At 45.8% G+C, this 23,004-nt stretch carries 19 protein-coding genes; 17 read left to right on the plus strand and 2 right to left on the minus strand.

The genetic code is table 11. The features are described 5' to 3' along the window. The first annotated feature begins 21 nt into the window (after positions 1-21). Entirely contained in the window at positions 22-639 is a 618-nt protein-coding gene (locus BCU34_RS12845) for a superoxide dismutase (RefSeq protein ID WP_048663016.1), read from the plus strand. Between the two features lie 77 nt (positions 640-716). After that, the gene (gene trmL, locus BCU34_RS12850) at positions 717-1,196 is read left to right on the plus strand and encodes a tRNA (uridine(34)/cytosine(34)/5-carboxymethylaminomethyluridine(34)-2'-O)-methyltransferase TrmL (protein ID WP_009844716.1); all 480 of its coding nucleotides are present in this window, start codon (positions 717-719) and stop codon (positions 1,194-1,196) included. Positions 1,197-1,369: 173 nt separating this feature from the next. On the opposite strand, the gene BCU34_RS12855 is transcribed toward trmL, so the two are convergent. Continuing rightward, entirely contained in the window at positions 1,370-1,894 is a 525-nt protein-coding gene (locus BCU34_RS12855; protein ID WP_076656755.1) for an FxsA family protein, read from the minus strand. Positions 1,895-2,178: 284 nt separating this feature from the next. On the opposite strand from BCU34_RS12855, the gene aspA reads away from it, so the two are divergent. From aspA to BCU34_RS12910, 11 genes are all read left to right on the plus strand, one after another. Then, a complete protein-coding gene (aspA, locus tag BCU34_RS12860) occupies positions 2,179-3,630 on the plus strand; it encodes an aspartate ammonia-lyase (protein ID WP_102478835.1) in 1,452 nt (483 codons plus the stop codon). A 180-nt stretch (positions 3,631-3,810) separates the two neighbouring features. Then, positions 3,811-5,118 carry an anaerobic C4-dicarboxylate transporter gene (locus tag BCU34_RS12865; RefSeq protein WP_048659195.1) on the plus strand — a complete coding sequence of 436 codons (1,308 nt, stop codon included), beginning with the start codon at positions 3,811-3,813 and terminating at the stop codon, positions 5,116-5,118. Positions 5,119-5,628: 510 nt separating this feature from the next. Further along, positions 5,629-7,077 carry a YfcC family protein gene (locus tag BCU34_RS12870; protein WP_048659196.1) on the plus strand — a complete coding sequence of 483 codons (1,449 nt, stop codon included), beginning with the start codon at positions 5,629-5,631 and terminating at the stop codon, positions 7,075-7,077. Positions 7,078-7,894: 817 nt separating this feature from the next. Next, entirely contained in the window at positions 7,895-9,118 is a 1,224-nt protein-coding gene (arcA, locus tag BCU34_RS12875) for an arginine deiminase (protein WP_017062724.1), read from the plus strand. A gap of 72 nt (positions 9,119-9,190) precedes the next feature. Further along, positions 9,191-10,102, plus strand: coding sequence for a carbamate kinase (gene arcC, locus BCU34_RS12880; protein ID WP_016790859.1), 912 nt, complete (start codon positions 9,191-9,193; stop codon positions 10,100-10,102). Positions 10,103-10,234: 132 nt separating this feature from the next. Continuing rightward, entirely contained in the window at positions 10,235-11,245 is a 1,011-nt protein-coding gene (locus BCU34_RS12885; protein ID WP_048663019.1) for an ornithine carbamoyltransferase, read from the plus strand. A 482-nt stretch (positions 11,246-11,727) separates the two neighbouring features. Further along, positions 11,728-12,657, plus strand: coding sequence for an aspartate carbamoyltransferase (gene pyrB / locus BCU34_RS12890; protein WP_017062721.1), 930 nt, complete (start codon positions 11,728-11,730; stop codon positions 12,655-12,657). A 15-nt stretch (positions 12,658-12,672) separates the two neighbouring features. After that, positions 12,673-13,137, plus strand: a complete 465-nt coding sequence (gene pyrI / locus BCU34_RS12895; protein WP_102478454.1) for an aspartate carbamoyltransferase regulatory subunit — start codon at positions 12,673-12,675, stop codon at positions 13,135-13,137. A 326-nt stretch (positions 13,138-13,463) separates the two neighbouring features. Continuing rightward, positions 13,464-13,952 carry an arginine repressor gene (locus BCU34_RS12900; protein WP_048659199.1) on the plus strand — a complete coding sequence of 163 codons (489 nt, stop codon included), beginning with the start codon at positions 13,464-13,466 and terminating at the stop codon, positions 13,950-13,952. A 175-nt stretch (positions 13,953-14,127) separates the two neighbouring features. Further along, on the plus strand, positions 14,128-15,993 hold the full coding sequence (locus tag BCU34_RS12905; protein WP_102433240.1) for a protein-disulfide reductase DsbD: 1,866 nt from the start codon (positions 14,128-14,130) through the stop codon (positions 15,991-15,993). Positions 15,994-16,204: 211 nt separating this feature from the next. Further along, complete coding sequence (locus BCU34_RS12910) at positions 16,205-16,834, plus strand: response regulator (RefSeq protein WP_102478456.1); 630 nt, start codon at positions 16,205-16,207, stop codon at positions 16,832-16,834. Here the strand turns inward: BCU34_RS12910 and BCU34_RS12915 are convergent. Next, positions 16,831-18,582 (minus strand): potassium/proton antiporter, encoded by a 1,752-nt coding sequence (locus tag BCU34_RS12915; RefSeq protein ID WP_102478457.1) that lies wholly within the window; start codon positions 18,580-18,582, stop codon positions 16,831-16,833. The genes BCU34_RS12910 and BCU34_RS12915 overlap by 4 nt on opposite strands. A 416-nt stretch (positions 18,583-18,998) precedes the next feature. Between BCU34_RS12915 and BCU34_RS12920 the strand changes: the two genes are divergently transcribed. The 4 genes from BCU34_RS12920 to BCU34_RS12935 all read left to right on the plus strand — a co-directional run bounded on the left by BCU34_RS12920 (position 18,999) and on the right by BCU34_RS12935 (position 22,966). Further along, complete coding sequence (locus BCU34_RS12920) at positions 18,999-19,265, plus strand: DUF4212 domain-containing protein (protein ID WP_010435433.1); 267 nt, start codon at positions 18,999-19,001, stop codon at positions 19,263-19,265. Positions 19,266-19,275: 10 nt separating this feature from the next. Then, on the plus strand, positions 19,276-20,979 hold the full coding sequence (locus tag BCU34_RS12925; RefSeq protein ID WP_017062715.1) for a sodium:solute symporter family protein: 1,704 nt from the start codon (positions 19,276-19,278) through the stop codon (positions 20,977-20,979). 205 nt (positions 20,980-21,184) lie between these two features. Continuing rightward, the gene (locus BCU34_RS12930; protein WP_026084247.1) at positions 21,185-21,568 is read left to right on the plus strand and encodes a hypothetical protein; all 384 of its coding nucleotides are present in this window, start codon (positions 21,185-21,187) and stop codon (positions 21,566-21,568) included. Between the two features lie 12 nt (positions 21,569-21,580). Further along, positions 21,581-22,966 carry a class II fumarate hydratase gene (locus BCU34_RS12935; protein WP_048663021.1) on the plus strand — a complete coding sequence of 462 codons (1,386 nt, stop codon included), beginning with the start codon at positions 21,581-21,583 and terminating at the stop codon, positions 22,964-22,966. The last annotated feature ends 38 nt before the right edge of the window (positions 22,967-23,004 follow it).

Here is a 23,004-nt window from a genome sequence, read left to right on the forward strand (position 1 = left end):
TCTAATTATGAAGGATTTACCATGTCTCACATTTTCCCTGAACTGCCCTACGCTTACGATGCCCTAGAACCTTACATTGATGCTAAAACGATGGAAGTGCATTACAGTAAACACCATAGAACCTACTACGATAAGTTTGTTGCGGCGGTGTCTGGCAGCGAACTAGAACAGCAATCTCTGACCGAGATATTCGCAAACATCTCACAGCATAGCCCGGCAGTTCGCAACAATGGTGGCGGCTACTACAATCACATCTTGTATTGGAACTGCATGTCGCAAGACGGCGGTGGAGAACCGACAGGCGAACTTGGTGATGCTATCAAGAGCGCATTCGGAGATTTCGAGACGTTCCAAGAACAGTTCGCTCAAGCGGCAATCAATACCTTTGGTTCAGGCTTTGCGTGGTTAGTAGTAGAACAAGGACAACTGAAAATCATCTCAACCTCAAACCAAGATAACCCGTGGATGGATACCATCGCCAGCAAAGGTGAGCCAATTCTTGCGCTGGATGTTTGGGAACACGCTTACTACATCAGCTACCAAAACCGCCGCCCTGATTACATCAACGCATGGTGGAATGTGGTGAATTGGAATGCGGTTGCTGAAAACTATGCACAGGCACTCGCGAATAAAGCGTAAGCGAATGGTGGTGAACTGTACTCACTCAGCTTGCCACCGTATACTCTGGCTATCTTTGATTATTCTTGTGAACCAACATGTTTGATATCGCTCTATACGAACCTGAAATTGCACCCAATACGGGTAACATCATCCGCCTATGTGCTAACTGCGGCGCAAACCTGCACCTGATTGAACCGCTTGGCTTTGATTTTGAAGAGAAGAAAGTTCGTCGTGCTGGCTTGGATTACCACGACCTTGCGCGTGTGAAGCGTCACAAGAACCTAGAAGCCTTCCTTGAGTATCTAGAAAATGAACGCGAAGGTGACTTCCGTATTTTTGCTTGCACAACGAAAACGACAGGTCACCACGTGGATGCAAAATTCCAACAAGGTGATGTGTTGATGTTTGGCCCAGAGACACGCGGCCTGCCTGCTGAGTTCATCGAAAGCATGCCAATGGAACAACGCATTCGCATTCCAATGATGCCAGACGCACGCAGCCTAAACCTATCTAACGCGGTTGCGATTATTGCGTTCGAAGCATGGCGACAAATGGGCTTTGAAGGCGCGGTATAATACCAATCTCAGTAAATAACCGCTCATTCGACCTGTTACCTGTTCCTGCTAGCAATCGTAAATAGCCGGTAACATGCAATAAAAAAGGCTCTTACCATTATCACTTGCTTGCGAAGGATAATGGTAAGAGCCTTTTCTGTTTTTCCCTCGATATAAAGAAGAGGGAAAACGGATTAGTTCAAGCGGTTACGATCGTTGTCGTCGTCTTTCTTCTCAAACTCACCTTCAAAGGTGTTGCCGTCTTTTGACTGGTCAAATGGGTCGCGATTGAATGGGTCTTGTCCAAAAGGACTCTGACCAAAGCCAGCTTGCCCACCGGTATGGAAACCACCAGACATATTTTTAACCACCATTTTTTCCATCATTTTCTTGGCAATCATGGCTCTTGGTGCTGGTAGCAACACCAACATACCCAGCGCGTCTGTCATGAAGCCCGGAGTCAGCAGCAATACGCCTGCAACCGCAAGCATCACGCCTTCAAGAATCTGTTGTGCTGGCATTTCCCCTTGTTGTAATCGACCTTGTACAGACATAAGTGTCTGAATGCCTTGGCTACGAACCAGTGAGGCACCAACAAATGCAGTAATCAACACTAACGCAATAGTTGGCCACAATCCTAAGAAGCCACCAACTTGAATAAATAGCCCAATCTCAATGATGGGTACGAAGATAAATAGTAATAATAAGATAGGAAACACACGCCCTCCTTTGTTGCATTCAGTTTACGCTGAAAGCCCTATCAATCTCAAATTTATCCTGTAAATAAGCGTGTTTATTGACCGAGAATAACTTTGCAAAATATTGACGAAACAAAACCGAAAAAGGTGATCAACTTAATATTTTTATGCGCTAAGTACAGTATCATGTGCCACATAAGTCAGGACGGATTTATCAGCCCAATATTCTAGCGAACGGAGTATTTGCACACAGAATAGGCTAATAACTAACTATATAATCAGAATAATTCTCTAAGGATCCTGTTATGGCTACTCTATCAGAAGCACAAGTTGATGCTCCTCAAGCTACTCGTCTCGAAGAAGATCTTTTAGGTCAACGTCATGTTCCGGCTGATGCTTACTATGGCATCCACACCCTACGCGCAGTTGAAAACTTCAACATCTCAAATGTAACGATCTCAGATGTACCTGAATTCGTTCGCGGTATGGTGATGACAAAGAAAGCGGCGGCTTTAGCAAACAAAGAGTTAGGTGTAATTCCTAGCGAAGTGGCTAAATACATCATCCAAGCTTGTGACCTAATTCTAGACACGGGTAAGTGCATGGATCAGTTCCCATCAGACGTTTTCCAAGGTGGTGCTGGTACTTCTGTAAACATGAACGCGAACGAAGTGGTTGCGAACGTGGCACTTGAGCTTATGGGCAAAGAAAAAGGCCAATATGAGTTCATCAACCCGAACGACCATGTAAACCGCAGCCAATCTACAAACTGTGCTTACCCAACTGGCTTCCGTATCTCTGTTTACAACAGCGTACTAAAACTGATCGACGCGATTGAATACCTAAAAGGTGCATTCGAGCTTAAGAGCCAAGAATTCAACACGATTTTGAAGATGGGTCGTACTCAACTTCAAGATGCAGTTCCAATGACGGTTGGCCAAGAGTTCCACGCTTGGGCAGTAACCATCAACGAAGAAATCAAAAACCTAGAATACACATCAAAGCTACTGCTTGAAGTTAACCTAGGCGCAACGGCTATCGGTACAGGTCTGAACGCAGCACCGGGTTACCAAGGCCTAGCAGTGAAACACCTAGCTGAAGTAACTGGCCTAGAGTGTGTTCCAGCTGAAGACCTAATCGAAGCAACATCTGACTGTGGCGCATACGTAATGACGCACGGCGCACTTAAGCGTCTAGCCGTTAAGCTATCTAAGATCTGTAACGACTTGCGTCTACTTTCTTCAGGTCCACGTACTGGTTTGAACGAGCTAAACCTACCTGAACTACAAGCAGGTTCTTCAATCATGCCAGCTAAAGTAAACCCAGTTGTTCCTGAAGTAGTAAACCAAGTTTGCTTCAAAGTTCTAGGTAACGACAACACGGTTTCTTTCGCTGCAGAAGGTGGTCAATTGCAACTGAACGTAATGGAACCGGTTATTGCACAAAGCATGTTTGAGTCTCTAGACATTCTAACAAACGCTTGTGTGAACCTACGCGACAAGTGTGTCGACGGCATTACGGTAAACAAAGAAGTGTGTGAAGCACACGTATTTAACTCTATTGGTATCGTAACTTACCTAAACCCATACATTGGCCACCACGAAGGTGACATTGTTGGTAAGATCTGTGCAGAAACAGGTAAGAGCGTGCGTGATGTGGTTCTAGAGCGCGGTTTATTGACCGAAGAAGAGCTTGATGACATTTTCTCTGTTGAAAATTTGATGCATCCTCAGTATAAAGCGAAGCGCTACGAATAAAGTTAGCGAGAAAGGGCTCCAAACGGAGCCCTTTTTTAGGCTCCAATACGGTTAACCATGTTTATTTTGTGGATTTCTGTATGTTGCACTTTTGCTTAATTGAACCTAAACCATAGAACTATTATGTGAACATTCCAGCGGCGAATGTTCACATAATAAAATCTAAATGAGGTGTTACTTATGATTGCAGTAGAACTATTTGTCGTCCTGCTCTTTATCTTTTTGGGGGCCAGAATTGGCGGTATCGGTATCGGTTTTGCCGGTGGTGCTGGTGTTATTGCCCTTTCACTTATTCTTGGCGTTCCAACAAGCCAATCTTTCATCCCGATCGACGTAATCTTGATCATCATGTCTGTTATCACCGCAATTGCTGCAATGCAGGTTGCTGGCGGTATGGACTGGTTGGTGCAAATTGCAGAAAACTTTTTGCGTAAGCACCCTGAACGCATCACCTTTTATGCGCCAATCGTGACCTTTGTAATGACGCTAATGGCGGGTACTGGTCACACAGCATTCTCAACACTTCCTGTTATCGCAGAAGTAGCGAAAGGCCAAGGCGTTCGTCCTTCTCGTCCACTGTCTATCGCAGTTGTCGCTTCTCAAATCGCTATCACGGCTTCGCCAATCTCGGCAGCGGTTGTGGCTTTCGCAGCAATGCTGGCACCGTTCGGTGTTGATTATCTAACGCTACTGATGGTTTGTATCCCAACAACCTTCATCGCTTGTATGGTTGGCGCGGTTGTCGCTAACTACATGGGTAGCGAGCTGAAAGACGATCCTGTTTACCAAGAGCGTCTAGAGAAAGGTCTAATCAAACTAGCAACAGAAGAGAAACGCGAAATTCTGCCAACAGCGAAGAAAGCAACGTACATCTTCCTAGCAGCGATTGGTTTCGTGGTGTGCTACGCAGCAGCTATCTCTAGCTCTGTTGGTCTAATTGAAAACCCTGCGCTAGGTCGTAACGAAGCGATCATGTCTGTGATGCTGGCAGCAGCAGCGGCTATCGTTCTGTTCACTAAGATTGATGCAGCTAAGATTTCTTCAGCGCCAACATTCCGCTCTGGTATGACGGCATGTGTATGTGTACTTGGTGTGGCTTGGTTAGGTTCAACATTTGTAAACGCACACGTTGCTGAAATCAAAGACGTAGCAGGCGCTCTACTGGCTGACTACCCATGGATGCTGGCTCTTGTTCTGTTCTTCGCTTCGATGCTGCTTTACTCTCAAGGCGCAACAACGGTTGCACTGATGCCTGCAGCACTAGCGATTGGCGTAGCACCACTAACAGCCGTTGCTTCTTTTGCTGCGGTAAGTGCGCTGTTCGTACTTCCAACTTACCCTACGCTACTAGCTGCGGTTGAGATGGATGACACAGGCTCAACGCGTATCGGTAACTACGTTTTCAACCACCCATTCTTCATTCCAGGTGTGGTAACAATCAGTACAGCGGTAGCACTAGGCTTCGCGTTCGGCGGTCTGTTTATCTAATATTCGCTGATGATTGAACATTTAAAAGGAAGCTTCGGCTTCCTTTTTTATTTTCTACTCAACGTGTTGTTTGATACACATCAAATAACCATTATAAACTTTAAAAACCGCCTAAAAATAAAGTTTGAATAAAATTCCAAGATTATTCAACCCAACTAGAAACAACACCTATCAAATCAATCTCCCCTCGCTTTCCTTTAATCCATAGCGAATATTAATCCAAGCTAACTAACCAAAAAACCTTACCGTTTTTCTGCCATTTTTCAGACCATTCATTAGCGATTATTTTTGTGAACAGCACCAAACTTAAATACTGACGTAAGGAATAAAATAACCGCAGCTAAATTAAATCTAACTTCATTTGGATTAGTAAATATAAAAAAAAACTTAATTTAAAGTCAGCAACTTTATATCGTTGAGTGCTTTATAAGTGTCCGTGTATTTACAATCTATAAATCATTAGTCGCTAATTCACATCACTTCTATTTAAGATGATGTAAGGAGATAGCCATGACAACTCAAACGATACCAAGCGAGAAAAAAAAGGGCGGCTTCTTTGCCAACTTTAAATTCCCTTCTGCCTACACCATTCTATTTATTCTGATAGCGTTCGTCGCTCTGCTTACCTGGATTGTTCCAGCAGGCCAATACGACCGAGCAATGAATGAAGAGCTAGGCCGAGAAGTACCCGTAACCGGAACCTATCAAGCGGTAGAAGGTAACCCTCAAGGCGTGATTGACGTACTGCTAGCGCCTATTGACGGCTTCTACGACCACAATAGCTATGAAGCTGCGGCAATCGACGTTTCGCTGTTCATCCTAATCATTGGTGGCTTCTTAGGACTAGTAACTAAGACGGGGGCGATTGATGCCGGTATCGAACGCGTTACCGCCCGATTAGAAGGGCGAGAAGAGTTGATGATACCAATACTGATGGCACTGTTCGCCGCAGGCGGTACTGTCTACGGCATGGCGGAAGAATCACTACCATTCTATACATTGTTGGTGCCTGTAATGATGGCTGCTCGCTTTGACCCTCTGGTGGCTGCTGCGACGGTACTACTTGGCGCAGGGATTGGGGTGCTAGGTTCAACCATTAACCCATTCGCAACCGTGATCGCTGCCAACGCCTCTGGCATTCCATTTACCGACGGTATCGTGTTGCGTATTGCGATGTTGATTATTGGTTGGGGTATCTGTGTCGCCTACGTGATGCGCTACGCAAGAATGGTTCAAGCCGATCCAAGCAAATCCATTGTGTACGACAAATACGAAGAGAACAAAGCGCACTTCCTTGGCAACGCAAGTGGCGAAAAACTGGAATTCACCGCAACTCGTAAACTGATTCTGACCATTTTTGGTGGTTCATTCGCGGTAATGATTTACGGTGTATCCGTTGCTGGGTGGTGGATGGCAGAGATCTCTGCAATGTTCTTAGCAGCAACCATCATCGTCGGTATTGTGGCTCGTATGAGCGAAGAAGAGTTTACCACCAGCTTTATTGATGGTGCCCGTGACCTACTTGGTGTTGCGCTTATCATAGGTATTGCACGTGGTATCGTAGTGGTGATGGACCGCGGTATGATCACCGATACCATTCTGTTCTCTGCAGAACAAATGGTAACGGGGCTTTCTTCGGTTATCTTCATTAACGTGATGTTCTTCTTAGAGATTCTACTGTCGTTCTTAGTTCCATCGACCTCTGGCTTGGCGGTACTTACCATGCCAATCATGGCACCACTGGCTGACTTTGCTGGCGTAGGTCGTGACCTGGTTATCACTGCGTACCAATCAGCATCTGGCTTGGTGAACCTAATTACGCCAACCTCCGCGGTGGTGATGGGTGGCTTGGCGATTGCTCGCGTCCCTTATGTACGCTGGGTTAAATGGGTAATGCCACTAGTTGGTATCTTGATGGTGTTCTGCATCATTGTTCTGAGTATTGGTGCGCTTATCTAAAACCTACACACCTCACTTTCTCACTCAAAGCCGCTTTCTAGCGGCTTTTTTTGTCACTATCGATGACCAACAAAACCCTTCCATCGAAACACCCTCACAAGCTGCACACGCATCATTTAAAGCCACTCTATTAATCTATCTACCTATCAAAGCCGCAAAGCCTAAACGAGCTGAGACACTGGCTAGAAAGCAAAGATAACCTTTAAATATCGATACTAAGGTTAATTAAAAAGCAAATATTCATCGCTACTATATTTAGATAAATACTTAGTCACTTATTAGAGTTAATTATATTCAAAGTAAATTAATCTGTAATAACCAAAGGACAAGCATTAGCTATTTTCATAGAAAATCGGATTAAAACACTCGATTATAAAGTGTGACCGAAATAGCTTTATTCGCATTTAAATTGTTAAAGAATAATTAATTTCATATTCAAAATTAAATATATAAATACTAACATTGCATACTTCCATCTTAAGCTCATTCTTATCAATAAAATTATTTTGCATATAAACCCCTGTAATTCCCACTCTAGTAATACGAGTGAAAAAAGTATGCATAATGTTCCCAAAGAGTTAACTATTTAGAAGGGATAGCCAATAGTTAAAAGTGCATAAAATTTGTTAAAACCCTTAATTTTAAAGGGATGAGGGATAAAAAACGATTTGTGATAGATCTCTAAGAATACCTGACTAGCAGGCGTAATATTAATTCCAGACAAGAGATATGAATAAATAATTCATTCTTCTCAACTGAAAATAAATAATTACTCTTAGCGATAAAAGTAATTCAAATATATAAGAGAGAGACGATCATGAGTAAGTTCTATGTAGGTTCTGAAATAGGTCAATTACGCCGCGTTCTAGTTCACCGTCCAAGACGCGCACTGACTCACCTAACACCCTCTAACTGTCACGATTTACTATTTGATGACGTACTGGCTGTTGAGCGTGCAGGTAAAGAGCATGACGCATTTACTCAAACGCTACGTGATCAAGGTGTTGAAGTTCTTCTTCTTACTGACCTACTAGCGGACACGCTAGCCGTGCCAGAAGCGAAAGATTGGCTTTTGAATCATCAAGTTTCTGATTACCGATTAGGCAAAACTTTTGCTAACGACGTGCGCTGCTACTTGGGCGACTTACCAAACCTAGAGCTAGCAAAAATCCTAACGGGCGGCCTGTCTTACGCTGAGATGCCAATGAAATCATCTTCAATGATGCAAGGCATGCACGCACCAACTGACTTCATTATCGAGCCTCTACCAAACCACCTATTTACTCGTGACACCTCTTGCTGGGTATACGGTGGTGTATCAATCAACCCAATGGCGAAACCAGCTCGTCAACGTGAAACCAACCACGTTCGCGCTATTTACCGCTGGCACCCAACATTCGCAGGCCAAGACTTCATCAAATACTTCGGCGATGAAGAAAACATCAGCTACGACAACTCAACGATTGAAGGCGGTGACGTTCTTGTTATCGGTCGTGGCACAGTGCTTATCGGTATGTCTGAGCGTACAACAGCACAAGGTGTTGAGCACTTAGCATCTAGCCTATTCAAACACGGTCAAGCGAAACAAGTTATCGCAATGCAGCTACCAAAACACCGCTCTTGCATGCACTTAGACACCGTTATGACGCACATGAACGAAGATACTTTCTCTGTTTACCCTGAAGTGGTGAGTAAAGACGTTCAGTGCTGGAACTTAACTGGCGATGAGTCTGGTGCGGTAAAAGTGAAAGAGGAAGGCTACTTCGTAACGGCTATCGAAAAAGCATTGGGCGTAGACAAGTTAAACCTAATCACGACTGGTGGTGACAACTTCCATGCAGAACGTGAGCAGTGGAACGATGCAAACAACGTTCTAACGGTTAAACCTGGCGTCGTGATTGGCTACGAAGGCAACACATACACCAATGAAAAATACGACAAAGCAGGCATCACAGTTCTTCCGATTCCAGGCGATGAACTTGGCCGCGGTCGCGGTGGCGCACGCTGCATGAGCTGCCCAATTGAGCGTGATGGTATCTAATCACTATGACGAAACGGCCAAGTTGAACGATCTTAAATCATCTCAGCTGGGCCAAAATGAGAGAACACAATTATGACTAAGCAAACTGTTGTTGTCGCACTCGGTGGTAATGCCCTACTTCGTCGCGGTGAGCCGTTAGAAGCCGATGTTCAACGCCGCAATATTGAAACGGCTGTGAAAACCATCTCTGAAATCGCAAAAGTGTACAACGTGGTGTTAGTGCACGGTAATGGCCCACAAGTTGGCTTACTTGCTCTGCAAGGGTTGGAATACAAGAAAGTAAACCCATACCCGCTAGATGTACTGGGCAGTGAGACTCAAGGCATGATCGGCTACATGTTGATGCAAGAGTTTAAGAACTACCTGCCTAATCGCAACATCTCGTGCATGTTGACGCAAATGACGGTTGATCCAAATGATCCTGCATTTGCGGATCCAACCAAACCGATTGGCCCAATCTACGAAGAAGCTGAAGCGCGTGAATTGGCAGAGAAATTCCACTGGATCGTCAAACCAGACGGACAACACTTCCGTCGCGTTGTGCCAAGCCCACGCCCCACTGGCATTGTTGAACACGAAGCGATCACCCAGCTTATCGATGCAGGCCACTTAGTGATTTGTACTGGCGGCGGCGGTATCCCAGTGAAAAAAGAAAATGGCAAATTAGTGGGTGTGGAAGCGGTTATCGACAAAGACATGTCAGCGGCTTTCTTGGCGAAACAACTGGATGCGGATGCACTGCTTATTTTAACCGACGCGGACGCTGTTTACCTTGATTGGGGCAAACCGACTCAACACGCATTGCGCAGCACCACGCCAAGCGAGTTAGCAATGTTCGAATTCGATGCAGGCTCTATGGGGCCAAAAATTGAAGCATCGTGCGAGTTCATTGAGCAAGGCGGCAAGGTTGTGGGTATCGGCGCACTCGAAGATGGCTTGCAAATCCTGCAAGGCCAAGCGGGTACCAATATCACCAAAGGTTAACGCACAAATAAGTTTCTATGTCCTTGTAAACACAGAATCAAACGAACAAATTTAACTAAAAATTGAATCGCGCTTTCTTGAATTTTCTTTCCCTGTAACAGGACAGCGCCTAAATCTAAGAAGGAATACATCATGGCTTTTAACCTACGCAATCGTAACTTCCTAAAACTACTAGATTTCACTCCACGCGAAATTCAACACTTGTTAGATCTTTCTATGGAGCTAAAAAAAGCGAAGTACAACGGTTACGAACAGCCAACACTGACTGGCAAAAACATCGCACTTATCTTTGAGAAAACCTCAACTCGTACTCGCTGTGCATTTGAAGTTGCTGCATTCGACCAAGGTGCTCGAGTTTCTTACTTAGGCCCATCTGGCTCTCAAATTGGCCACAAAGAATCAATGAAAGATACCGCTCGCGTTCTTGGCCGTATGTACGATGGCATTGAATACCGCGGCTTCGGTCAAGAGATCGTTGAAGAGCTAGGCGCTTACGCTGGCGTACCAGTATGGAATGGCCTGACTGACGAATTCCACCCAACACAAATCCTGGCTGACTTCCTAACTATGACGGAATACGGCCGTGGTAAACAACTGCATGAAATCAGCTTTGCTTACCTAGGTGATGCTCGTAACAACATGGGTAACTCTCTAATGGTTGGCGCTGCGAAAATGGGCATGGACATTCGCCTTGTTGCTCCAAAACAATTCTGGCCACAAGAAGAACTATTAGCTGAATGTCGTGAAATTGCTGAACACACAGGCGGCAAAATCACGCTAACAGAAGATGTTCAAGAAGGCGTGCAAGGTTGTGACTTCCTATACACCGATGTTTGGGTATCGATGGGCGAAGCAAAAGAAGCGTGGGCTGAGCGCATCAACCTAATGATGCCTTACCAAGTCAACATGGACATGATCAAAGCGACTGGCAACCCACATGTGAAATTCATGCACTGCCTACCGGCTTTCCACGGCGAAGATACCACCGTAGGCAAACAACTTGCTGCTGAATATCCACAACTAAAAGACGGCGTTGAAGTGACAGATGAAGTGGTTGAGTCTGAATACTCTATCGTGTTCGACGAAGCTGAAAACCGCATGCACACCATCAAAGCAGTAATGGTTGCGACACTAGGCAGCTAATAAGTTAATAAGTTAATAAGTTAATAAGTTAAGCACTCACTTGTTCGCAAGACGTTGACAAGTTAAGTGTAATGACAGGGAAATGCGGGTGGCGTTCTTGGGATTTTGACCTTGGATAAAACCCGCATTTTTTTTCATGTACTAGAGAGGATTATTACCTGAAAAAGCCTGAGATTCGTAGTTCCGACAAAGGCTTAAATGAAAGCTATAAACGGACGCAATTTCGCATAAAAATCCATTAAATGAATACTTTACAGAAAGTATTGCATGGTCTTTTTATCTGAGTATAATCCTCCGCAATTTGTCTAAAGAGAGCAAAAAATGAACCGCAATTCTGTCGCACATAATTGTCAAACCACACGCCAAAGAGTGGCGGTGGTGTCATTTTTATTTTGCTCTATTGATCGTTTCGAAGCCTCCTATTTTTAGGGGGCTTTTTTTTTGTCCGCAATTTGACTGTATGCATAGAAGGAAGACCCGTTATGGCGCATTCGTTATTTAACAAGCACATCATCTCCATACCTGAGCTCACTCGTAATGAACTGGAGCTTATCGTCGACACAGCAGCAAGACTCAAGGCCGAGCCAAACCCAGAGCTGCTGAAAAATAAGGTCGTTGCGAGCTGCTTCTTTGAGCCTTCAACTCGAACTCGTCTTTCATTTGAAACTGCCGTTCAGCGCCTTGGTGGCACGGTCATCGGCTTTGATAATGGCGGTAACACATCACTGGCGAAAAAAGGCGAAACGCTTGCCGACTCAGTGCAGGTCATTTCATCTTACGTGGATGCCTTTGTGATGCGTCACCCACAAGAAGGCGCAGCACGTTTAGCGTCTGAATTCTCTAACGGTGTTCCGGTGGTGAATGGTGGTGATGGTGCTAACCAACACCCGACTCAAACCTTGTTGGATCTGTTCTCGATTTACGAAACGCAGGGCACGCTTGATAACCTCAATGTGGCATTTGTCGGCGACCTAAAATATGGCCGTACTGTGCACTCACTAACCCAAGCGCTATCAAAATTCAATAACGTACGTTTCTTCTTTATCGCACCAGAAGTATTAGAGATGCCAGATTACATCTGTGAAGAGCTAGAAGAGATGGGGATCCAATACAGCACTCACAGCAGCATTGAAGAAGTCGTGCCAGAACTGGATGTTTTATACATGACTCGCGTACAGAAAGAGCGCTTTGATGCGTCGGAATACGCACACATGAAATCGGCTTACATCCTAACCGCCGATACATTGAAAGACGCTCGTCAAAATATGAAGGTCCTTCACCCACTGCCACGCGTCGACGAAATCACCACCGACGTCGATAAAACGCCACACGCTTACTACTTCGAACAGGCTGAAAACGGTGTGTACGCACGTGAAGCTTTATTAGCCCTAGTTCTAAACGACACTTTATAAGCAGGAGATACAGTCATGGTTAAACAAACTCAGCTACAAGTAGAAGCGATCCGTAATGGCAGCGTGATTGACCACATCCCTGCTCATCTTGGGATTAAAATTCTCAAACTGTTCAAGCTGCATAAAACAGAACAACGCATCACGATGGGCTTAAACCTGCCATCATCAGCGCTCGGCAACAAAGACCTAATCAAAATTGAGAGCATCTTTCTGACCAAGGAACAAGCCAACCAATTAGCTCTGTACGCTCCACAAGCGACAGTGAATCAGATTGAAGAGTACAAAGTGGTCAACAAGCTAACCCTTGTGCTGCCAGAACAAATCAACAGTGTGTTCGCCTGCCCAAATAGCAACTGTATTTCACACGGTGAACCTGTCGAAAGTAGCTTTAAAGTGCAGCTAAAACACGAAAACGTACAGTTAAAATGTCACTATTGTGAAAAAGTATTCTCTCGCGAGATCATGAGTGAAATTCGCTAACCCTTAGCGGTATTACCTTCGCAACAAAAACCACGAAAGTAACATGGATATTTATTCCCAAGCCGGAATAAATATCCATTAGCCAAAGAATAAAACCCCAAAATAAAAGCAATAAACCAGAATATTATTTGGTGATCGCCTTCAAAAAGATAACTATCCTTTAGTGGTAGACTCAATGCATAGATGATCATACATCTCGCATACCCTTCCTTCTCTACTTCGGGATTCATCGGTAAGCCTAATTAATAATCGTACTCTACGGCTTTGGGAGTGCGTTCTGCGCTATGGACAAGCGATATCCACACGTTGACCTTAAGGAGTTGTTCATGAACGAAATCACTGAGCACGGTTGCTTGTATTCAGCTGAAGATAAAACACTGACTGCGGCGTGCAAACGCTTACTACAACAACAAAGCTTCTCGACCCAAAATCAACTGCGCGAGAAACTGGTCGAGATCGGTTATACAGGCATTAGCCAATCGACTGTCTCTCGCATTTTGTCACAGCTTGGCGTTGTCAAAATTCAGAATGCCTGTGGTAAAAAGGTTTACTGCATTACAGTTGAAAGCGCGCCTGTGCGTGTCGATGCCTCCATCTCATCGCAAATCGAATTAATTACTCACAACCAAGCGATGGTGATCGTCAAAACAAACCCTGGTTGTGCGCAGTTGGTCGCAAGGTTAGTCGATATCGACCCACATACAGAGATTATCGGTACTGTTGGCGGCAATGACACTGTGCTCATTATTCCAAAAGATACGATGAACATTGATGCTTGCGAACAAGTAGTAAGAGCACGCTTAGGTGTTGCCTAAATGTCTTACTGGCAAGGGCTGTTCACTGCAGTTGCGCAGCTAACCCTCTCTCGACTGCCTAGCAAAGTGGCTCACCCGCCCTAGCGGATATTTGCTGGTCGATGAAACTAATCACAAACTATTACGGTCTGATTGAGTTAAGATACCTTCAACTCCAATTTGATGACTAAATAGTATGCGACGACTTGCCACATTACTTTTTGTTTGTGTTTCCCTGTTCACCCAGCCTGCGTGGGCGCTTTTTGGAAATGACAACGCCGAGCCAAGCTTCGGAGGCAATAACAACGGTTTTGTCCCTGTAGACCAAGCTTTCCCTTTCAATTACTACCAGCAAGACGGCAAGGTGCTTCTCGACTGGCAAGTAAAAGAAGGCTACTACCTCTACCAACATAGCCTCTCTTTCACTGGGCAAAATCTCGCGATCGGTAACGTTGAATTAGAAGATGGTAAGCCACACCAAGATGAATTCTTTGGTGAGGTGAGCATTTATACCCAGCCGTTATTCGTTCAAGTTCCCCTACAGAGTTACCAAGATGGCTCACAGCTGATCGTTAAATATCAAGGCTGTGCGGATGCGGGTTTCTGCTATCCACCCGAAACTCGAATCATCGACATTGAACCATTTGCGGCTACAGATTTTGGTTCTGGTTCGGGCGACTCTCAAGCTAATGCGGTATCGCAAGAGTCATCGGCTGCAAACAATGAAACCGATGTTTCAACGCAACAAGCTTCTCTAAAAGCAGACGTTGCAACTAACACCACTCCACAATCAAGTGCACCCGTTTCAAAAGAAGCGAGCCTAGCCGATAAGCTCGGTGACAGTTGGTGGACGCCATTATTATTCTTAGCACTTGGTGTTGGCTTAGCCTTTACACCGTGTGTTCTGCCGATGTACCCAATTCTAACGGGTATCGTTTTAGGTGGCGGCAAGCTCAGCCAAGGTCGTGCGCTGATGTTGTCGTTCATCTATGTGCAAGGTATGGCGCTAACCTACACCCTGTTAGGTTTAGTGGTTGCCTCTGCAGGTATGCAGTTCCAAGCGGCGATGCAACACCCTTACGTATTGATTGCGTTGAGCGTTCTATTCGTGGCGTTAGCCATGTCGATGTTTGGCGTTTATAACCTGCAACTGCCAAGCAGCATTCAAACTTGGCTCAACAACCAAAGTAACAAGCAACAAGGTGGCAATACCTTGGGCGTGTTCGCGATGGGTGCTATCTCTGGCTTGGTGTGTTCGCCTTGTACCACAGCGCCACTATCGGGTGCGCTGTTGTATGTGGCTCAAAGTGGTGACCTGTTTACTGGCGCGATCGCTCTATACGCATTGGCGATGGGTATGGGTATCCCGCTGATCTTAGTTGCGGTATTTGGTAATAAGCTACTACCGAAAGCGGGCAGCTGGATGGACAAGGTAAAAATCGTATTCGGCTTTATCTTGCTGGCAGCACCAATCTTCCTGCTAGAGCGTATTATCCCTGAGTTATGGGCAACCGTACTTTGGTCTGGCCTTGGCTTCATCGCCTTCGGTTGGCTGTACCACAGCAAGAATGCACTGCCATTCGGCGGCTGGAAGCAAAGTGCGGTCGGTATCATCGCAATGCTTGGCTTGTTTGCTTCCGCACAGCCTGCATTGAACTATTGGTTTGCGGAGAAGAGCGTAACGGTAGAACAACAGCATATCCAATTTGCACGCATCAATACCGTTGAAGAGCTAGAAATCCAGCTCATCGAAGCGAAAAAGCTGGGTAAACCAGTGATGCTCGATTTCTACGCAGATTGGTGTGTGGCGTGTAAAGAGTTCGAGAAGTACACCTTCCATCAAGCTGATGTTGAGAACAAACTTTCTGACTTCGTTCTGCTTCAGGCTGACGTAACAAGAAACATGCCTCAGGATATTGAACTGCTTAAACAATTACAGGTTCTCGGCTTACCAACGATTGAGTTCTGGGATGGCGAGGGTAACCATGTTCCAAATGCTCGTGTCACTGGTTTTATGCCTGCCGATGTATTCTTAAAACACATGCAAGACCACCAGCTATAACGACGACATTCGTCTAAATACAAGCTCTAACGCAAGCCGCACTGCTCCTCATAACGAGATGGCAGTGCGGCTTTTTTGTGATTATAGGAAACGCTTTCCAAGAACAGGGATAAAAGTCGATATGGTTCAGACTTTTAATGCATAGATATTGTCCACATACTCAATCAGGATGATAATAAATATTAACTAAATTGTTAAAAGTATGAACGTCATGGACTCGACCTATACCATCATCATTGCTGATGACCACCCTCTCTTCCGCAACGCCCTGTTTCAGTCAGTTCATATGGCGATCAGCGGTGCGAACCTGCTTGAGGCTGATTCTCTCGACGCCTTACTGACTCTGCTTAAGAAAGAATATGAACCCGACCTGCTGCTGCTCGACCTGAAAATGCCGGGTGCCAATGGCATGTCAGGCTTAATTCAACTGCGCGCTGAATACCCAGATCTACCGATTGTGGTGATTTCTGCCAGTGAAGATGCCAGCGTAGTGACTCAAGTGAAGAGCCACGGTGCGTTTGGCTTCATTCCTAAGTCGAGTGATATGCGTGAATTGGTGAGTGCACTGAATCAAGTGCTGAATGGCGACCCGTTCTTCCCTGAAGGACTGATTACCAACAATGCTGCCTGTAGCGACCTTGCAGAAAAGATTTCCACACTGACGCCTCAGCAGTACAAGGTATTAGGGATGCTTTCTGACGGCTTGCTGAACAAGCAAATCGCCTATGAATTGAATGTTTCGGAAGCGACCATCAAGGCACATATGACGGCCATCTTCCGTAAACTGGATGTAAAAAATCGTACTCAAGCGGTTATCTTGCTACAAGAAGTCCACAATTAGGCTTCGCTCATATCCTCTTCTAAAGTCGTCTTAGGTAAACATAAACCCAACCTGACGACTTTATGATCATCTATCTCTGCGACTACCCAAGTGATGTCATGCCACTCGAAGCTATCGCCCAATACTGGGTGCGCGCCAAGTTCGCGCTCAGCCAATTGTTTTAGCGTCATGTCGCGCTCTTCTTCCGAGCCAAGTTCAATGCCATAGCAGTCACTCACGGCAGCAATCGATAACCCAACCTCAAGGAAGAAATCACCAAAGAATCTTGCCGCTTCTTCGGCTAAAGGTGCCTCACTGAATAGCTCACTTAGGCTATCTAGGTCTTTATCTTGGCCAAGCACACAGAGAATATCGTTCGCCTCTAGCACGGTACTGCCCGATGGGTGAAGCAAGGCATCCTTTCTAAACAGTGCAGTAATGCGCGTTCCTTCAGGCATAGACAAGCGCTTCAATGGTTCGCCCACACACCATTTCTCTTCTTTCAGCTTGTAGACAAACATCTCCCACTCACTGGCAGGGTAGATTTCAATGCCTGTACGAGAAATCGGTGTCGGCGTTGGAGGTAGCGTCACTTGAGCCAATCTCGCGACTTTCATTAAGCTGCCACCTTGAACAATCAGCGACACCATAACCACGAAGAAAGCGATATTGAAGTAAAGCTGAGCATTAGGCAGGCCAGCCATCATCGGGAACACGGCCAGAATGATCGGCACCGCACCACGTAAACCGACCCAAGAAACAAACCAACGCTCCTTGGTGGTAAAGCTTCTGAACGGCAGCAAACCCAACCAAACCGACAGCGGACGAGCAAACAAAATCATACCGAAGGCCAGTGCTAACGCAGGCAGAGCAATGTCCATCAGCGTCGATGGCGTCACCAGTAAACCCAATACCAAGAACATCACGATTTGGCTTAACCACGTCATGCCATCAAGGACATTAAGAATCGAGTGTCGAGAGCGTGTCGGACGATTACCAATGAACAAGCCCACTAAGTAAATCGATAAGATACCGCTGCCGCCAAGCATGTTAGAGAAGGCAAACAGAGCTACACCGCCACTGAGCACCAGAATCGAATACAGGCCATCAGCCAGCTGCACTCGATTGATTAGACTCCACAGAACCCAACCGCCACCAAGGCCGATAAGCGTGCCGACACCAAACTGCATCACGAAACTTTTCAGTAGGAAGTTCATTCCTATCTCGGCATCTGGGGTGCCAAGTAGCGCAATTAAGGTCACTGTAAGGAAGACTGCCATTGGGTCGTTGGTACCCGATTCGATCTCTAAGGTTGAGCCAACACGCTCATTGAGGCTTTGCCCTTTCAACAAAGAGAATACCGCTGCCGCATCGGTGGAGCCGACAATCGCACCCACCAAAATGCCCTGCATCAGTGACAGGTCGAACAGCCAAGAAGCCATAAGTCCAGTTAAGGTCGCAGTACAGGCCACGCCTATTGTGGCTAGTGACAGTGACGGCCAGAAAGCGACCTTGAAGCTTGCAACCTTGGTCCGCATACCGCCATCAAGCAGGATCACGGCAAGCGCAAGATTACTCACCAAATAAGTTAGGGAGTAGTCATCGAAATTGATGCCACCGGGCCCATCTTCACCAGCTAACATGCCAACGAAAAGGAAGATCAAAAGAATAGGAACGCCCAAGCGAGAGGAGACTTGCGAAAAAAGCACACTGATGGCGATGAGCACCGCACCAGTTAAAAATAAATGGTTAATAGTTATTGCGTCCAATTCGTCCCCCCAAAGAATAAAACCCGAGCTTTAAGCATGTTGATCTTCTGCCGTTAAGCAAGGCGCGGTCGGTAAAAGTGCCGCTGATACTATAACAAACTTATGTTTCGCTTCGTGTCATATGCAGGACTAAATACCGTTTCTCGGTCATTTAGTTGTTAAATTTTATGACTCGCACCCTAATTCATGCGTTTTTGTTAGACCTTAGGCTAATTTAACAACATTGTAACATCACATTTTTCTATGGTTATGTCTTCCAACTCCCATATTTCAGTGGATTAGCGCTAATCGCGTGCCGACTAAAGTTGCACAGATCCCTTTACTTATCCTTGCTACATTCTAAATCGTAACATTACGTTAACACGATAATTTTCTACAGAAACAGTTTCTACGGAAACGAAATAAAGGAGAAGGCAATGGCGTTCGAATCTACGGAACATGCTCAAGCCTACTGGAAGGAAAACTTGGGAATTATGGGAACACTGCTCGCGGTCTGGTTTGCAGTGTCTTACGGCGCTGGCATCTTATTTGTGGATGCCCTCAATACCGTTCAGTTTGGCGGGTTCAAGCTAGGATTTTGGTTCGCTCAGCAAGGTTCGATATACACCTTCGTGGCGCTGATATTTATTTACGTTGTTCGCATGAATGCGCTCGACAAAAAATACAACGTACAGGAAGACTAGAGGCTAGAACATGGATATTCAAACTTGGACGTTTATTCTCGTCGGTATTACTTTCGCGGTATATATCGGCATCGCAATCTGGGCTCGTGCAGGGTCTACGAGTGAGTTCTACGTTGCTGGCGGTGGTGTACACCCAGTAGCAAACGGCATGGCGACCGCCGCTGACTGGATGTCGGCAGCATCATTCATCTCAATGGCAGGTATCATCTCATTCGTTGGTTACGACGGTGCGGTTTACCTAATGGGTTGGACAGGCGGTTACGTACTACTTGCGCTATGTTTAGCACCTTACCTACGTAAGTTCGGTCAGTTTACGGTTCCTGATTTCATCGGTGAGCGTTACTACTCGAAAACAGCCCGTATGGTAGCGGTATTCTGTGCAATCTTCGTATCATTTACGTACGTTGCAGGTCAGATGCGTGGTGTAGGCGTTGTATTCTCTCGTTTCCTAGAAGTCGACATTAACCTAGGTATCATCATTGGTATGGGTATTGTGTTCTTCTACGCAGTGCTTGGTGGCATGAAAGGCATCACTTATACGCAGGTAGCTCAATTCTGTGTCCTCATTTTCGCCTTCCTTGTTCCAGCAATCTTTACGTCAATAATGATGACAGGTAACCCACTTCCACAAGTTGGTATGGGCTCTACGCTATCAGGCACAGATGTTTACTTACTTGATAAACTGGATGGTCTCACCGAAGAACTCGGATTTACCGCCTATACCGAAGGTAACAAGAGCATGGTGGATGTATTCTTCATCTGTGCGGCTCTAATGGTAGGTACTGCGGGTCTTCCACACGTAATCATTCGTTTCTTCACTGTACCCAAAGTACGTGATGCTCGTATCTCAGCGGGTTGGGCTCTACTGTTCATCTCATTGCTATACACAACAGCACCAGGTGTTGCAGCATTCGCTCGTGTAAACATGATCGAAACAATCAACGGCCCTGACATGCAAGGTGTCGCAGCAGCAGACGCACCAAGCTGGTACAAAAACTGGGAAAGCACTGGCCTAGTTGGTTGGGAAGATAAGAACGGCGATGGCAAAATGTTCTACTCGGGCGATGAGCGCAACGAGATGAAGATTAACCGTGACATCATCGTACTGGCTTCTCCAGAGCTAGCGAAACTACCAAACTGGGTTGTAGCACTGCTTGCAGCCGGTGGCCTAGCAGCCGCACTATCAACTGCCGCAGGTCTACTACTGGTAATCTCTACGTCGATTTCACATGACTTGTTGAAGAAAGGCTTCAGACCAAACATGACCGACAAGCAGGAGCTGTTAGCCGCTCGTTTGGCAGCTATGGTCGCGATTGTAGGTGCAGGTTACTTGGGTATTAACCCACCAGGCTTCGTAGCACAGGTAGTAGCGTTTGCCTTCGGCTTAGCCGCAGCATCCTTCTTCCCAGCGATTATCCTAGGTATCTTCTACAAGAAGATGAACAAGGAAGGCGCAATTGCAGGTATGTTGTCAGGTATTGCCTTCACAGCAAGCTACATCATCTACTTCAAGTTCATTAACCCAGCAGCAAGCACACCTGAAAACTGGTGGTTTGGTATCAGCCCAGAAGGCATCGGTACGCTAGGTATGTGTCTAAACTTCGTAGTATCGATTGCTGTAAACAAAGTAACTGCTGAAGTACCACAAGATGTACAAGACATGGTTGAAAACATCCGTTACCCGAAAGGTGCTGGTGAAGCTCACGACCACTAAGCATGACCACGAAACAAAGATGTTTAGCAAAAAATGAATCAGTACTTACATTGTAGGGATTAGGTACTGAATCTCAGAAAGCCGATACGTTATGTATCGGCTTTTTCTTTTCCCGTTTTATTTTATAAAAAGACAAACAAAAGGTTGTTTTTAAAATCTCATTTGATAATAATTATCATTAAGATCCAATAGAGAGATGCAAGTGATGATGAAAGAACAGCAGGGTCTCTATTCGAGGTTTTACAAAGCACAAGATCGCTTTGCTTCATTAGAACAAGTCCAAGGCCATGAGCCATTTGTGATTCGAGACTACATCGAGTGCGCACTGACGCTTTCCGCTTACTATGAAAAGCACGCCGCCCAAGAAAACATCTTGTTGTGCGAGCTGTACCTGCGCCAAGTTTTCTTCCATCTGATTGAAGCGATTGAGTCTCCTGAGCGCAGTTTCGCCTTTCGTCATATCTGCCTAGACTCTATTCACTCACCACTATTTTATTTGAAACGCCACTACTGCCAGCAGCCTCAAGGCCAAGCGCGTTTTTTGAATCTCAGCCAAACACTACAACAAGTCCAAGCCCCACTTGGCTAACAAGGATAGAACATGACCCTACAATATCGAATTGAGAAAGACAGCATGGGGGAAGTGAAAGTCCCTGCTGATGCGCTATACCAAGCACAAACTCAACGTGCTGCAGATAACTTTGCTTTTAGTTCACACAAGATGCCAACCAGCTTCATTCAAGCATTGGCATTCATTAAACAGGCCGCCGCAGACACCAACGCTCAGTTGGGTTTATTGGAAGGTGATATCGCCAACGCGATTGCCGAAGCGAGCCAAGAGATCATCGATGGTAAATACCTCGATCAATTCCCGATCGATGTTTATCAAACTGGCTCTGGTACTAGCTCCAACATGAATGCTAATGAAGTGATTGCCACGCTCGCTTCAAGAAGCTTACAAGGCGACGTAAACCCGAATGATCACGTCAATATGGGTCAAAGCAGCAACGATGTGGTACCAACTGCAATTCAAGTCAGTGTCGCTCTTATGGCTGAAAACAAACTACTGCCTGCATTAACTCACCTTTCTGAAGCACTTACCGTTAAACAGCAAGAGCTTGCTGAGGTAGTGAAAACCGGTCGTACTCATCTAATGGATGCGATGCCAATTACCTTTGCTCAAGAGCTTGGTGGCTGGAAGTTCCAGATTGAACACGCCAAGCAAGCCATTGAAAGCACCCTGCCCGCTATCAAGGCGCTCGCTCAAGGTGGAACAGCGGTAGGAACCGGGATCAATGCCGACCCACGCTTTGCCGATAAGTTTGCAAGTCACCTATCTCAATCGACAAAGATCAGTTTTAACTCGAGTGAGAACTTCTTTTTCAACCTCAGCAGCCAAGATGCGATCGTTGCCTTTTCAGGGCAGCTCAAAACTGCAGCAGTTGCGATCATGAAGATCTCAAACGATCTTCGCTGGATGAACTCAGGCCCGCTAGCAGGTTTAGGTGAGATCGAATTGCAGGCGCTACAGCCGGGTTCTTCTATCATGCCGGGCAAAGTGAACCCTGTGATTCCAGAAGCCGCAGCGATGGCAGCAGCACAAGTGATTGGTAACGACACGACGATTACTGTGGCAGGCCAATCAGGCAACTTCCAACTGAATGTGATGCTGCCAGTCATTGCTCATAACGTATTAGAAAGTATCGAGCTTTTAGCTAACAGCTCCATCGCATTGGCTGATAAAGCCGTTGCGACCTTTACTGTGCGCCAAGACAATCTTGATTTAGCACTTTCAAAGAATCCAATTCTGGTCACGGCACTCAACCCTGTGATTGGTTACTTGAAAGCTGCGGATATTGCTAAGAAAGCCTACAAAGAGGGTTTGCCAATCCTTGAGGTTGCAGAAAGAGAAACCGATCTCAGCCGAGAAGAGCTCAGTAAACTGCTTGATCCAACCACACTGACACAAGGTGGCATTGCGGGTTAAAGTAAATCGGTCATCCATAACCGAGCGAACAGATCGAA

The sequence above is a fragment of the Vibrio sp. 10N.286.45.E10 genome, from assembly GCF_002874195.2.
GTDB classification, from domain to species: domain Bacteria; phylum Pseudomonadota; class Gammaproteobacteria; order Enterobacterales; family Vibrionaceae; genus Vibrio; species Vibrio crassostreae.

What these genes read in the sequence shown, in the direction of transcription:
- pyrI (WP_102478454.1), top strand. Translation starts at nt 12,673, where the DNA reads ATGGTTAAACAAACTCAGCTACAAGTAGAAGCGATCCGTAATGGCAGC.
- arcA (WP_017062724.1), top strand. Translation starts at nt 7,895, where the DNA reads ATGAGTAAGTTCTATGTAGGTTCTGAAATAGGTCAATTACGCCGCGTT.
- BCU34_RS12925 (WP_017062715.1), top strand. Translation starts at nt 19,276, where the DNA reads ATGGATATTCAAACTTGGACGTTTATTCTCGTCGGTATTACTTTCGCG.
- BCU34_RS12845 (WP_048663016.1), top strand. Translation starts at nt 22, where the DNA reads ATGTCTCACATTTTCCCTGAACTGCCCTACGCTTACGATGCCCTAGAA.
- BCU34_RS12910 (WP_102478456.1), top strand. Translation starts at nt 16,205, where the DNA reads ATGGACTCGACCTATACCATCATCATTGCTGATGACCACCCTCTCTTC.
- BCU34_RS12900 (WP_048659199.1), top strand. Translation starts at nt 13,464, where the DNA reads ATGAACGAAATCACTGAGCACGGTTGCTTGTATTCAGCTGAAGATAAA.
- trmL (WP_009844716.1), top strand. Translation starts at nt 717, where the DNA reads ATGTTTGATATCGCTCTATACGAACCTGAAATTGCACCCAATACGGGT.
- BCU34_RS12920 (WP_010435433.1), top strand. Translation starts at nt 18,999, where the DNA reads ATGGCGTTCGAATCTACGGAACATGCTCAAGCCTACTGGAAGGAAAAC.
- BCU34_RS12930 (WP_026084247.1), top strand. Translation starts at nt 21,185, where the DNA reads ATGATGAAAGAACAGCAGGGTCTCTATTCGAGGTTTTACAAAGCACAA.
- BCU34_RS12865 (WP_048659195.1), top strand. Translation starts at nt 3,811, where the DNA reads ATGATTGCAGTAGAACTATTTGTCGTCCTGCTCTTTATCTTTTTGGGG.
- BCU34_RS12935 (WP_048663021.1), top strand. Translation starts at nt 21,581, where the DNA reads ATGACCCTACAATATCGAATTGAGAAAGACAGCATGGGGGAAGTGAAA.
- BCU34_RS12870 (WP_048659196.1), top strand. Translation starts at nt 5,629, where the DNA reads ATGACAACTCAAACGATACCAAGCGAGAAAAAAAAGGGCGGCTTCTTT.
- BCU34_RS12905 (WP_102433240.1), top strand. Translation starts at nt 14,128, where the DNA reads ATGCGACGACTTGCCACATTACTTTTTGTTTGTGTTTCCCTGTTCACC.
- pyrB (WP_017062721.1), top strand. Translation starts at nt 11,728, where the DNA reads ATGGCGCATTCGTTATTTAACAAGCACATCATCTCCATACCTGAGCTC.
- BCU34_RS12885 (WP_048663019.1), top strand. Translation starts at nt 10,235, where the DNA reads ATGGCTTTTAACCTACGCAATCGTAACTTCCTAAAACTACTAGATTTC.
- arcC (WP_016790859.1), top strand. Translation starts at nt 9,191, where the DNA reads ATGACTAAGCAAACTGTTGTTGTCGCACTCGGTGGTAATGCCCTACTT.
- aspA (WP_102478835.1), top strand. Translation starts at nt 2,179, where the DNA reads ATGGCTACTCTATCAGAAGCACAAGTTGATGCTCCTCAAGCTACTCGT.